At 62.7% G+C, this 12707-nt stretch carries 9 protein-coding genes and 2 rRNA genes (1 of these 11 only partly in view); 6 read left to right on the top strand and 5 right to left on the bottom strand.

Annotated features, from left to right (window positions below):
- Positions 1-4: 4 nt before the first annotated feature.
- The 4 genes from aat (at position 5) to THSYN_RS03975 (ending at position 3948) form a co-directional block, all read left to right on the top strand.
- On the top strand, positions 5-781 hold the full coding sequence (gene aat / locus THSYN_RS03990) for a leucyl/phenylalanyl-tRNA--protein transferase (protein WP_100917999.1): 777 nt from the start codon (positions 5-7) through the stop codon (positions 779-781).
- The gene (locus tag THSYN_RS03985; RefSeq protein ID WP_100917998.1) at positions 778-1536 is read left to right on the top strand and encodes an arginyltransferase; all 759 of its coding nucleotides are present in this window, start codon (positions 778-780) and stop codon (positions 1534-1536) included. The genes aat and THSYN_RS03985 overlap by 4 nt, the downstream gene beginning before the upstream one ends.
- 121 nt (positions 1537-1657) lie before the next feature.
- Positions 1658-1876, top strand: coding sequence for a translation initiation factor IF-1 (gene infA / locus THSYN_RS03980; RefSeq protein WP_100917997.1), 219 nt, complete (start codon positions 1658-1660; stop codon positions 1874-1876).
- A gap of 506 nt (positions 1877-2382) precedes the next feature.
- Positions 2383-3948: a hypothetical protein gene (locus THSYN_RS03975; protein ID WP_157817442.1), complete on the top strand. Its 1566-nt coding sequence runs from the start codon at positions 2383-2385 to the stop codon at positions 3946-3948.
- Positions 3949-3980: 32 nt separating this feature from the next.
- Here THSYN_RS03975 and clpA read toward each other — a convergent pair whose 3' ends face one another.
- Positions 3981-6242 carry an ATP-dependent Clp protease ATP-binding subunit ClpA gene (gene clpA / locus THSYN_RS03970; RefSeq protein WP_100917995.1) on the bottom strand — a complete coding sequence of 754 codons (2262 nt, stop codon included), beginning with the start codon at positions 6240-6242 and terminating at the stop codon, positions 3981-3983.
- Between the two features lie 124 nt (positions 6243-6366).
- Complete coding sequence (gene clpS / locus THSYN_RS03965) at positions 6367-6690, bottom strand: ATP-dependent Clp protease adapter ClpS (protein WP_100917994.1); 324 nt, start codon at positions 6688-6690, stop codon at positions 6367-6369.
- A 293-nt stretch (positions 6691-6983) separates the two neighbouring features.
- Here clpS and cspD point away from each other — a divergent pair, with 293 nt between their 5' ends.
- Entirely contained in the window at positions 6984-7190 is a 207-nt protein-coding gene (gene cspD, locus THSYN_RS03960; RefSeq protein ID WP_100917993.1) for a cold shock domain-containing protein CspD, read from the top strand.
- A gap of 117 nt (positions 7191-7307) precedes the next feature.
- Here the strand turns inward: cspD and icd are convergent, their stop codons facing one another.
- Positions 7308-8564, bottom strand: a complete 1257-nt coding sequence (icd, locus tag THSYN_RS03955; RefSeq protein WP_100917992.1) for an NADP-dependent isocitrate dehydrogenase — start codon at positions 8562-8564, stop codon at positions 7308-7310.
- 953 nt (positions 8565-9517) lie between these two features.
- On the opposite strand from icd, the gene THSYN_RS03950 reads away from it, so the two are divergent.
- Entirely contained in the window at positions 9518-10900 is a 1383-nt protein-coding gene (locus THSYN_RS03950; protein ID WP_172965227.1) for a ribosomal eL19 family protein, read from the top strand.
- Positions 10901-11672: 772 nt separating this feature from the next.
- Here the strand turns inward: THSYN_RS03950 and rrf are convergent.
- Both rrf and THSYN_RS03940 read right to left on the bottom strand, forming a co-directional pair.
- A 5S ribosomal RNA gene (rrf, locus tag THSYN_RS03945) occupies positions 11673-11788 on the bottom strand.
- 95 nt (positions 11789-11883) lie between these two features.
- Positions 11884-12707, bottom strand: a 23S ribosomal RNA gene (locus THSYN_RS03940) (it continues 2063 nt past the right edge of the window).

Raw genomic sequence — 12707 nt, 5'->3', positions numbered from 1 at the left:
GCTCATGATCGCGCTGCTCACGCCCGATGACCCGCGGCCCTTCCCGGACGTGCGGCGCGCCCTGCGTCACCCCAACGGGCTGCTCGCGGTCGGCGGGGACCTGAGCCCTGGGCGCCTCACCAGCGCCTACCGGCGCGGCGTCTTCCCCTGGTTCAGCGTCGGGGACCCGATCCTGTGGTGGTCCCCGGACCCGCGCACCGTGCTGTTGCCGGGGCACATCCACATCTCGCGTAGCCTGGCCAAGCGGTTGCGGCGCCGCCAGTTCGGGGTGACCATGGATCGCGACTTCGCGGCCGTCATCCGCGCCTGCGCGGGCGCGCGCCACCGCGGGGGCGGCGGCGCGGATGACCGCTCGGACGGCACCTGGATCCTGCCGGAGATGATCGACGCCTATGAAAACCTGCACCGCCTGGGGATCAGCCACTCGGTGGAGGTGTGGGATGGCGGGCTCCTGGTCGGGGGCCTGTATGGGGTGGCCATCGGTCAGGCGTTCTTCGGCGAGTCCATGTTCAGCCGCATCGCGGACGCCTCCAAGGTGGCCCTGGTCTATCTCTGCCAGTTCCTTGCCGGACGCGGCTTCGGGCTGATCGACTGCCAACTGCGCACCGAGCACCTGATGAGCCTGGGGGCGCTGGAGTTGCCGCGCGCCGAGTTCGTCACCCGGCTGGGGCGCTACTGCGACGCCCCCGGGGATATCGGGACCTGGGACGACGGAGCGCTGCACTTCCCCGTGGATCGCCCGCCCGACGCACCGCGACAGCAGCGGCAGGGGCGGCCATGAACCCGGGGTTCGAGGGGAATCGCGAGCGGCAACTCGCACTCTATCTGACCGCCGAGCACCCCTGCTCCTACCTGGATGGACGGCGCGCCCGGACCCTCTTCGTCGATCCCCTGGCCCGCATTGACGTCGCCACCTACCAGGCCCTGGTAGACCAGGGGTTCCGCCGCAGCGGCGCCCACGTCTACCGCCCGGCCTGCCGGGGCTGCGCCCGCTGCGTGCCGGTGCGCCTGCCGGTCGGTGACTTCCGGCCCAACCGCTCCCAACGGCGCAACTGGGCGCGCAATGCCCCGGAACTGGCCGTCATCGAGACCCCGGCGGTCTTCGACCCGGACCAGTTTGCCCTGTATCTGCGCTATCTCGCGCACCGGCACCCGGATGGGGGTATGGCCGACGACGCCAGCATCGAGAGCTACCGCCGGTTCCTGGTCGATCCCTGGGGCGGGGAGACCCGCTTTCTGGAGTTGCGCCTGCGCAGCCGTCTGGTCGGCATCGCCGTCACCGACCTGCTCCCCCACGGGCTGTCGGCGGTCTACACCTTCTTCGACCCCGAGCTGTCCGCGCGGGGACTGGGAACCTTCGCGGTACTGGCCCAGATTGCGACCGCGCGACGGCTCGGACTGCCCTATGTCTATCTTGGCTATTGGATTGAGGCGTCACGAAAAATGGCCTACAAGGCGACATTCAGGCCGATGGAGGCCTGGGATGGCCGCCGCTGGACGGGCCTGGACGCCGCGCGCGACCCCGATCTCACCTGAGGCGGGACCGCCCGGCCGTCACGGCGCCGCGCCAGTCATTGCCACCGGGCCCGTAGGGGTGCCCTGTGCTATACTTCCAGCCCTTTACGACACCGGAACTGCTTTCCAGTACACATGAACTATGTCTAAAGACGACGTTATCCAGATGGAAGGGACGGTCACGGAGACCCTCCCCAATACAGTGTTTCGAGTACAACTGGAGAACGGTCACATCGTGACCGCCCACATCTCCGGCAAGATGCGCAAGCACTACATCCGAATCCTCACCGGCGACAAGGTGACGGTGGAACTCACACCCTATGACCTGACCAAGGGCCGCATCGTCTATCGGGCGCGCTAGTCTGCGACCGCCGCCCGAGGATCGCGACCCGACGGACCAGTTCAGTCCTCCGGCCCGGTGATGCCAGCGACGGGCGTGGCGGCGTTGCTCGCCGGACCGGCGGATCGCGCGCGGTTGTCAGTTCGACGCGATATTGGCGAGCGATGCGGGGCGCGAAGTCAAGGGCGAAACCAAGGCGGCCGAACCGGTCGCCGCCCGCCGGGACAAGAGCGGCCGCCACACTATCGCGTGACGGACGCACGAACTTGGCGGCAGGCCCGCCGAGAGGGAGCGGGGTTTCGCACCCGAACGGGGTCGCGCGACGCCCCTGCCGCAGGTCTTGCCGCCCCATCAGTGGGCGAAAAATCTCCTCCTGATCCTGGCGCTGGTCGCCACATACTGCGACTTCGCTGGCCGTCGATGACCTGCCGCTGGTGTAAACTCTGGCGACTCGCCCGGCATGCTGGAATCGGCGCTCAATTGTGACTTCAAGCATCGCTAGACTGGAAATACCGAAAACTGCGTACTTGGCAATTATTATCTGCCTTCCCGCCGCCGCAGTTACATCCTTCTGGGTATTTTCAAGATTTACGGTCGATGACGCTTTTCTCGCCTGGCGATACGGCAAGAATTTGGTCGATGCAGGCGTATGGAACTATAATCCCGCCGCTATCGATCTGACTCAGGCGTATACGAATCCGCTGTACGCGTTGCTGAGCACCTTACCCAGCGCACTGAACCTCGACGTCGTTCTATTTTTCAAGGTTTTCTCCCTGCTTGTCGTCGGCGCTTTCTGCTTATGGTTTTATTTCCAGGCAAGAGCCTCGTGGCTGCTATTGATTGTCTTTCTTGCCCTGCCTGCGACGATGATTCATGGCTTTGGAGGTTTAGAAACGACTCTCTTCGTTTTCCTTCTTGCCGCGCTTATGATTTCAATGTACGAACAAGACCTGAAGTCATCGCTGGCCGTAACGCTGTTGCTCTTTCTCACAAGGCCCGAGTCATGGATATTGGTGGCCCTGGTGCCAACCTACTACCTGATTGATGAGAAATCAGCAACGCACCCTTTCAATTGTTATCGGATGAATCGACACCCGACAGGCATCTCATTGACATGGCAGCGATCCGCAACCGCACTGTTATGGCTGGGCATACCCTTATCGCTGTATTTTGTCCTTAACTTCATCCACTTCGGGAACGTTCTCCCTAATACATTCTATGCAAAAGCCAGCCATCATTTCAATTTTACCACGTTCTTCACCTATTTTGCATTCTTAATGCCGCTCTTGCTTCTTGCTATCTATGGGCGACGAGTGTTGCTTCTTTGGCTGGTCGCAACCTTTGGGATAATCATCCTCAATTACTCGACATCAAACCTCCAGATGAATTATTCGAGCAGGTTTCTTTTCCATATTTTCGCCCCAGTGTTCTTATTTGTTGCCTATCTGTCCTCGCTGCAAGGCAACCGCGTCTTTTTTGTGTCCGAAAGGGAAAACGGACCGCCCGCCTTCTTGGTGCCGATTCGCTATCTGATCAACGCCATGTTATTGCTTTATATTGCGGTTTTCGCGAGCACCAGCCTGAGTATCCGCGAAGCAGCCGCCATCGCTGCTTACTACCCGCGCGCCCTTGACTCACACGCCGCTTTCGGAAAACTATTACATCGCATTTCGCAAAACGAGGGTATCAGGAGCTTTTCGCTTGGCGATGCAGGCATGGCGGCCTATCACTCCGGCCTGATCGCGCTTGACAATGTCGGACTTGGCAGCGCCAAGGTTACTGAACGAGGGATCGATCCCGCACTGCTGGACGAATACAATCTCGATGTGATTGCGCTCCACGCGCAGCCCGACGCAATCCGTCTTGGCGACTATCACCAACAAGCAATCCTCCATTGGGGAAAAAAGAAGGGATTTATGGAACTATGCGATGTTTACTGGTCAAAAGATTACACTTTGCGCATCTTTGCCAAAGCCGACATCAAGGAGATCCATGATCTCTGCGAGTCGTCGAAAGCGAAAAACGCGATACCCAATAGCACATACCTGAAAAATATCCTGAGGCTGCCGCCTTGGGTATATTGGAAAGAATGAATGCCTCGCGCGCAAATGGCGCGCGCGGATGATCAGGCCAGGGCCTTGGCCGAATCGATGGCAAAGCCCAGTTCACCGTCCTCCACGAAGACCCGTACCGAGCCCCCACCGACCAGCGATCCGAACAGGAGTTCGTTCGCCAGGGGCTTCTTGATGTGGTTCTGGATCACCCGGGCCATCGGGCGCGCGCCCATGCGCGGGTCATAGCCCTTCGCGGCGATCCAGGCACGGGCGTCAGTATCTACGGCGAGGAAGACCTTCTTGTCCAGGAGTTGATGCTCCAACTCAAAGATAAACTTGTCGACCACGCTCTTGATGGTCTCCGCACTCAAGGGACTGAACTGCACGACCGCGTCGAGCCGGTTGCGAAACTCGGGGGTGAAGTAGCGCTTGAGTGCCTCCAGACCGTCCGTGGAGTGATCCTGCTCGGCAAAGCCCATGGAGCGGCGCGCGGTCTCCTCAGCGCCGGCGTTGGTGGTCATCACCAACACCACATTGCGGAAGTCCGCCTTGCGGCCATTGTTGTCGGTCAGGGTGCCGTGGTCCATCACCTGGAGCAGCAGATTGAAAACGTCCGGGTGGGCCTTTTCGATCTCGTCCATCAGCAGCACCGCGTGGGGGTGCTTGTTGACCTCCTCGGTCAGCAGGCCGCCCTGGTCGAAACCGACATAGCCGGGCGGGGCGCCGATCAGGCGTGATACCGTGTGCCGCTCCATGTACTCGGACATGTCGAAGCGGATCAGTTCCATCCCCAGGATGCGGGCGAGTTGGCGGGTGACCTCGGTCTTGCCCACCCCGGTGGGGCCGGTAAACAGGAAGGAGCCGATCGGCTTCTCCTCGTGCCCCAGCCCGGAGCGATTCATGCGAATGGCCGAGGTCAGCGCGTCGATGGCCGCCTCCTGCCCATAGACGACCATCTTCAGGTCCCGGTCCAGATTACGCAGCGACTCGGTGTCCGACACCGAGACCTTTTTCGGCGGGATGCGGGCGATCTTGGCGACGATCGACTCGACGTCCGCCACGTCGATGCGCTTCTTGCGTTTCGCCGGGCTCATCAACTGCACATTGGCCCCGGCCTCGTCGATGACGTCGATGGCCTTGTCGGGCAGGTGCCGATCATTGATGTAGCGGTTGGAGAGCTCCGCCGCGGCACGCAGGGCCGGATTGGTGTAGGTGACCTGGTGGTGGGCCTCGAAGCGAGACTTGAGCCCCTTCAGGATCTCGATGGTCTCCTCCACACTCGGTTCCTCGACGTCGATCTTCTGAAAGCGCCGGGCCAGCGCCCGGTCTTTTTCAAAGATGCCCCGGTACTCCTGATAGGTCGTCGAGCCGATGCAGCGTAAATCGCCCGAGGCGAGGACCGGCTTGATCAGGTTGGAGGCGTCCATGACCCCGCCGGAGGCCGACCCGGCGCCGATGATAGTGTGGATCTCATCAATGAACAGGATGGCGCGCGGCAGCCGCTTGAGCTGGGCGAGGACGGCCTTCAGGCGCTTCTCGAAGTCGCCCCGGTATTTGGTGCCCGCCACCAGCCCACCCAGATCGAGGGCATAGATCACCGCATCCTTGAGCACCTCGGGGACCTCCCGATCCACGATCTTCTTGGCCAGACCCTCGGCGATAGCGGTCTTGCCGACCCCGGCCTCGCCCACGAACAACGGGTTGTTCTTGCGTCGACGACACAGGATCTGCACGGTGCGCTCGACCTCCGCCGCCCGTCCGATCAGTGGGTCAATCCGGCCCTGACGGGCCATCTCGTTGAGATTGGTGGCGAAGCTCTCCAGCGGACTGGAACCCCCCTTCTCGTCCCCGCGCATTTCGTCCGCGTCCCCGTGACCCTCGTCCTCCGCGCTCTCACCCGGGACCTTCGAGATCCCGTGCGAGATGTAGTTGACGATGTCGAGCCGGGTGATGTCCTGCTGGTTCAACAGGTACACCGCTTGCGAGTCCTGCTCGCTGAACAGGGCGACCAGGACGTTGGCACCCGTGACCTCCTTCTTACCCGCGGACTGCACATGAAAGACGGCCCGCTGAAGCACCCGCTGGAAGCCCAGGGTCGGCTGGGTGTCGCGGTCCTCGTTGGCCGGGATCAACGGCGTTGTTTCGTCGATGAAGGCCGTAATCTCCCGGCGCAGCCGCTCCGCGTCGGCACCGCAGGCGCGCAAGACCTTGGCCGCCGCCGGATTATCCAGGAGGGACAGGAGCATGTGTTCCACGGTCATGTACTCGTGGTGCTTCTCACGCGCCTCTTTGAACGCGCGGTTCAACGTGAACTCAAGCTCTTTACTCAGCATCGGACTCGTCCAAGCGGGGTTAAGGAAACCGATTCTATCTGCTTTGACGCGGGCGCGGCGTTACTTGTGGACCACTGCCGCGCGCGGGACTCCAGGGCATTCGCGCCGACAGCGCCGACCTGCTTCATGCCTCCTCCATAGTACACATCAGCGGATGCTGATGACTGCGAGAAAAATCGTTGACCTGGATGACCTTGGTCTCGGCGATGTCCCGCGTATAGACGCCGCACACACCCACGCCCCGCGTGTGCACATGCAGCATGATCTGGGTGGCCTTCTCCCGGGTCATCGCAAAAAAGGTCTCCAGTACCTGCACCACAAACTCCATCGGGGTGTAGTCGTCGTTCAGCAGCATGACCTTGAAGAGCGGCGGCCGACGCAGCTTGGGCCGCGCCTCTTGCACGGCCAGCCCGGACTCTCGCTCCTCATTGGGGATCTGATCACTCATGGTTCGGGATTCTGGACATATTTCGTCTGAGTGTGACTCGCGCTGGTCGCGCTGTTACGGTCAGTCATCCGTCCCCGCCCTCGCCGCCGCCGTCGGCGGGGACCGGACTCGCGGGCAAGGGCGCGACCGGGCGTGGCCAGGGACCCCGGCGCCGGGCCGGTTTGACCAGACAAATCAGCCCACTATACTAGCGACGTATGGCGCCGCTCGCCGGAATCAAGGTATGGCGCCGGACGACACGATAAAGACTACACCGAGCACACCTCGGAGCCTCCCGGAGGAGTATGCCCCAAATGATCACCGGTATTGTGAAATGGTTCAACAACGCGAAGGGTTACGGGTTCGTCAAGCCCGACGGTCGCGAAGAAGACGTCTTCGTGCACTTCTCATCAATCGACATGGACGGATATAAGACCTTGAGAGAAGGGCAAAAAGTTGAATTTGAAGTGACCCAGGGCCCCAAGGGCCTGCACGCCGCCCAGGTCCACCGGGTGGGCTGAAGCGCCCACCCGACGCGATTCGCGGCGCCGGGGCCGACGCCGCGCCACCGGGCGTGCCGACCGATCGGCACGCCCGCCTCGCCGCGTGCGGGCGGCGCGGGACCAGCCGCGCGCACCCTACATTTTCGCGATCATCGCCGCGCCAAAGGCCGAGCAACTCAGCTTGGTGGCCCCCGGCATCAGCCGCTCCAGGTCATAGGTTACGGTCTTGTCGGCGATCGCGCCCTCTACGCCCTTGATGATCAGGTCGGCCGCCTCGGTCCAGCCCATATGCCGCAACATCATCTCGGCGGACAGGATCAGGGAACAGGGGTTAACCTGATCCTTGCCCGCGTACTTGGGAGCGGTACCGTGGGTCGCCTCGAACATAGCCACCGAGTCCGACAGGTTGGCCCCTGGGGCCATCCCGATACCCCCAACCTGCGCCGCCAGGGCGTCGGAGATGTAGTCACCGTTGAGGTTGAGCGTGGCGATCACCGAATAGTCCTTGGGCCGCAGCAGGATCTGCTGGAGGAAGGCGTCCGCGATGACGTCCTTGACCACGATGTCGCGGCCCGTCTTGGGGTTCTTGAAGCGGCACCAGGGTCCGCCCTCGATCTCCACCGCGCCGAACTCGGACTTTGCCAGATCATAACCCCACTGCTTGAAGGCGCCCTCGGTAAATTTCATGATGTTGCCCTTGTGGACCAGGGTCACCGAGGCGCGATCGTTGTCGATGGCGTAGGCAATGGCCCGGCGGACCAGCCGCTCGGTCCCTTCCCGCGAGACCGGCTTGATGCCGATCCCGGAGGTCGCGGGGAAGCGGATTTTGGTGACACCCATCTCGCGCTGCAGGAACTCGATGACCTTCTTGACCTCGGGGGTTCCCTCCTGCCACTCGATGCCGGCGTAGATGTCCTCCGCGTTCTCACGGAAGATCACCATGTCGGTGTGCTGCGGCTCCTTGAGCGGACTCGGGGTCCCGGTGAAGTAGCGTACCGGCCGCAGGCAGACATAGAGGTCAAGCTCCTGGCGCAAGGTAACGTTGAGCGAACGGATGCCGCCGCCCACCGGGGTGGTCAGGGGTCCCTTGATGGAGACCACGAATTCCTTGACCGCCCGCAGGCTCTCCGCCGGCAACCACACGTCCTCTCCATAGATGCGCGTGGACTTCTCGCCGGCGTAGATCTCCATCCAAGTGATCCGGCGCTTCCCGCCGTAGGCGCGGTGAACGGCGGCGTCGGTTACCGCGATCATCACCGGGGTGATGTCGATCCCGATCCCGTCGCCCTCGATGTACGGGATGATGGGCTGGTCGGGCACGGACAGGGACAGGTCCGCGTTGACCCGGATCTTTGCTCCATCCGCCGGGACTTTGATTTTCTCGTAGGCCATCTTTACGGTTCTCTCTGTGGTCGCCAGAAACCTCAATGCTAACACCGCGGCACCGCCAAGTGCTGACCAGACGCAAGCTCCCTGACTAACCAGGCCCACAACGAACACTTCGCCACACCGCGAACTAAGTCACACTTCGCCCCCGGTTTTGCGAACCAGTCCTCGGAAGTGTGTCGACATTTTGTCCAGTATTGCCACAGCGCGAAGACGCATCGATAGCGGCGCCCGGGCCGACCCGAGCATCGCCTCAGACGACCATCCCCACCGCGGTGGCACGCTCCGCCAGTCCAATAACCTAGGGTAGACGCACATGATCTGGACACTTTTTGCTCTCTTCACGGCCGTCGTCTTAGGCGGGCTCCTGGCAATCGTCTGGTGGACCACGGACGGACTCTCCGGCTCTTGGGACGAAACCTGAGCGCCAGCGCGATAGGCCCCGTCCAACTGTCCACGCCGGGGTGCACCCGCCTCACCGGGGCCGCCAGCCACCGGCTGCCGCGTCGGCGGCCGGTGCAGAGGTCGCCAGGCCCCGGCAGCTGGCAACCGGTATAACCCACCGCCGTGCCGTTGGCGTACAGCCCTCCCCGCACGCCCTGCCGACGCGCCCACTGTGATAAGATTCAGGGCTTTGGGGTGCCGTGTCTCGGCACTCATTAGGTTCTGCGCTGGTCGTTCGGCGGGAGGTAGAGGTGAAGGGGCCTTGGTTCACGATTGTCAGCTGGTGCGTGCTCGGCATCTGGTTACTCGCCGGATGTGCCGGCAACCAGATGCGTTCCGATGTTTTTGCTTCCGGCAACCAGCCACAGGTCCTGATACCAGGGGCGACCCGCTCGGAGGTCAAGGGCTTAGCCATGGGTTCCGCACGGGCCAAGGGCTGGAACATCGTCACCTCCACCGACGACCGCTTGGTCATGCAGCGCCCCTTGGACCCTGCCTCCCCATCGGCACTGGCCTTGGGCGTCGCCAAGAGCGCCGTGCCGCCGGTCATTGAGGTTACCTCCGCCTTCGCGGAGCAGTCGGGCGGGGTCAATGTTGCCTTGGCCGCAACGCTGATCTCCCAGCCCCCAGGGGAGCCGTCACCCAAACGGGTGGACTATACTGAGAACTATCGGGACGCGCTGGAGCAATCACTCGCATCGCTGCGCTCGAACTGGACCAGCAACCGGCAGCGGGTCGCCAACTCGATGCCGACGCAATCACCCAACACAGGGCCGCCCGCCACCGGCACCGACGCGGGTAACAACACCCCCCTCGTGCAGGCATGGGGCCAGACGGTGGCCGACGGGACCGCGCCGAAACAGGCAGCCGACCCCGTCCCCGCACCCACGCCCTCTCGCGCACCAACTCAGCCGCGCGAGTCCACCTTCCCGACCGCCACGCCACCCGCACCGGGACTGGATCAGGCAGCGACCACACTGACGGCCCCCTCCCCATCCCAGCCGACGCCCGCCCCACGGCCGTCAACCCCGTCGCCGGCGCCGGTGGTCGATGGCAGCAACTCAGTCCCCGATCCGCGCCCGGCGGAGCGAACGATGCCGTCGCAGCCGACCCCCGAACCGGTTGAACCAAAAGACAACATGCTTAGCCTGAATCAAACCGACGGGACCGGGGTCTGGGCCTACTACGCGGAACAGTACGCGCGTCTGCGCGGCTGCAACGTGACCGACGCGGGGGCTCAGCTGATCAACAGCGGCGCCGACGGCGAGATTCTCAAGGTGTCCTGTGTCGGCTCCGACAGTTATCTGCTGAAATGTCAGAACGGCGCCTGCCGTGGACTGGGCACGTCGGAACGTGAGCCCAAGACACCCGGACCCAAGGTCCGCGAGGAGGGCGCGCGGCTGGAGCAAAGGCCGACGCAGACGCAACAAGCCAAGACCGTTAAGCCCGCGGCCAGGAGCGAGACGACGGCCGCTCGGGGGGCCGCGAAACCTGAGGTAGCGTCCGTCAAGGTCGACGCCAAGGCGGCAAAGCCCGAGACGAAGACCGCCAAGGTCGATGCCAAGGCGGTAAAGCCCGAGGCCAAGACCGCCAAGGTCGATGCCAAGGCCGCAAAGCCCGAGGCAAAGACCGCCAAGGCCGATGCCAAGGCGGCAAAGCCCGTGGCCAAGACCGCGAAGGTCGACGCCAAGGCCGCAAAGCCCGAGGCAAAGACCGCCAAGGCCGATGCCAAGGCGGCAAAGCCCGAGGCAAAGACCGCCAAGGCCGATGCCAAGGCGGCAAAGCCCGAGGCAAAGACCGCCAAGGTCGACGCCAAGGCCGCAAAGCCCGTGACGAAGATCGCCAAGGTCGACGCCAAGGCCGCAAAGCCCGGGGCCAAGACCGCCAAGGCTGAATAGCTCGGACCAACAACCGAGCGAGACGGCGGCATACTCCACGCCTGACCCGCGGGACCCGGCGACGCAACGCGCCGTCTATCGCCGATAGTTGACCTTCTGACGCGGACATCAGGTCACGGCGGATCGTCTTGGGATAGGATAAGCAGCATGAAGCCCGCTTAGTCTAAGCATCGCTCCCTGGACGCCTTTGCCATGACCCAGGTCACCGGGAGGCCAGCCATGAGATTGAAAAATCCCTTCGCCTCAAGGCCGAAATTCGCCCTTTGGCTTCTCGTGGCCCTACTCGGGTCAGGCTGGTATGTGATCGACCCGCAAGCCAGGCCGCAGCGAACTGAACCGATACACCCAGCGATGAACCAGGAATTGAACTAGTATCATCGCCCGCAATGGTTCAAACCATTGGGCGTAGGGTGCGCCGCGCGCACCTTCAGAGGCAGCGCCGAAATCAGTGTGTCGGGCAGCCCCAAGGTGCGCACGGCGCACCCACCGGCGGCGACGTGGTCAACCTAAATCCCGCAGTGCATGCCCCTGCTTCCGCGTCACTGCCATTTGCAACGGCTACTGGGAGCGCCGCACCCCAGTGCGGCGCGGCCTCTGCTCAACCCATACCGCCCGGGCTATCTGCGAAATCGCTCCGCACTGGGGTGCGGCGATCCCAGGCCAGGCTGGACTGGCGGCGCGCCGCCGCACTTACAACCCGCGCCGCCGCGCGCTGCGGCGCCGCCAAAAGAAAACCCCCGGGCCGTGAGGCGCGGGGGTTGTCAGGAAAAGGCCCTAGCGGTGACCTACTTTCGCATGGGGAGACCCCACACTATCATCGGCGATACACCGTTTCACTTCTGAGTTCGGGATGGGATCAGGTGGTTCCAGTGCTCTATGGCCGCCAGGAAAAACGTCAGTCACCCCGCCGCCGGCGGCATGACCCAATTTCGTGTGATCGTAAATGGCGCGTTGCGCTGTCACCCAAAGCACTTGGGTGTTATATGGTCAAGCCGCACGGTCAATTAGTACGGGTTAGCTCCACGCGTTACCGCGCTTCCACACCCCGCCTATCAACGTCGTGGTCTTCGACGGACCTTCAGGGACCTCAAGGGTCCAGGGAGACCTCATCTTGGGAGGGGCTTCCCGCTTAGATGCTTTCAGCGGTTATCCCGTCCGTACATAGCTACCCGGCAATGCCACTGGCGTGACAACCGGAACACCAGGGGTACGTCCACTCCGGTCCTCTCGTACTAGGAGCAGCTTCCCTCAAGTCTCCAACGCCCACGGCAGATAGGGACCGAACTGTCTCACGACGTTCTAAACCCAGCTCGCGTACCACTTTAAATGGCGAACAGCCATACCCTTGGGACCGACTTCAGCCCCAGGATGTGATGAGCCGACATCGAGGTGCCAAACACCGCCGTCGATATGAACTCTTGGGCGGTATCAGCCTGTTATCCCCGGAGTACCTTTTATCCGTTGAGCGATGGCCCTTCCATACAGAACCACCGGATCACTAAGACCTACTTTCGTACCTGCTCGACTTGTCTGTCTCGCAGTCAAGCACCCTTATGCCTTTGCACTCATCGCGCGATTTCCGACCGCGCTGAGGGTACCTTCGTGCTCCTCCGTTACACTTTAGGAGGAGACCGCCCCAGTCAAACTACCCACCATGCACTGTCCCTGACCCGGATCACGGGTCGAGGTTAGAACTCCGAACATACCAGGGTGGTATTTCAAGGATGGCTCCACGACAACTGGCGTCGCCGCTTCACAGCCTCCCACCTATCCTACACAAGTAGGTTCAAAGTCCAGTGCAAAGCTA

It is taken from the genome of Candidatus Thiodictyon syntrophicum, assembly GCF_002813775.1.
Lineage (GTDB): Bacteria > Pseudomonadota > Gammaproteobacteria > Chromatiales > Chromatiaceae > Thiodictyon > Thiodictyon syntrophicum.
Note: the sequence above shows the minus strand (reverse complement) of the source record. Positions and strands in the feature narration are given on the sequence as shown.

What these genes read in the sequence shown, in the direction of transcription:
- aat (WP_100917999.1), top strand. Translation starts at nt 5, where the DNA reads ATGATCGCGCTGCTCACGCCCGATGACCCGCGGCCCTTCCCGGACGTG.
- THSYN_RS03985 (WP_100917998.1), top strand. Translation starts at nt 778, where the DNA reads ATGAACCCGGGGTTCGAGGGGAATCGCGAGCGGCAACTCGCACTCTAT.
- infA (WP_100917997.1), top strand. Translation starts at nt 1,658, where the DNA reads ATGTCTAAAGACGACGTTATCCAGATGGAAGGGACGGTCACGGAGACC.
- clpA (WP_100917995.1), bottom strand. Translation starts at nt 6,242, where the DNA reads ATGCTGAGTAAAGAGCTTGAGTTCACGTTGAACCGCGCGTTCAAAGAG.
- clpS (WP_100917994.1), bottom strand. Translation starts at nt 6,690, where the DNA reads ATGAGTGATCAGATCCCCAATGAGGAGCGAGAGTCCGGGCTGGCCGTG.
- cspD (WP_100917993.1), top strand. Translation starts at nt 6,984, where the DNA reads ATGATCACCGGTATTGTGAAATGGTTCAACAACGCGAAGGGTTACGGG.
- icd (WP_100917992.1), bottom strand. Translation starts at nt 8,564, where the DNA reads ATGGCCTACGAGAAAATCAAAGTCCCGGCGGATGGAGCAAAGATCCGG.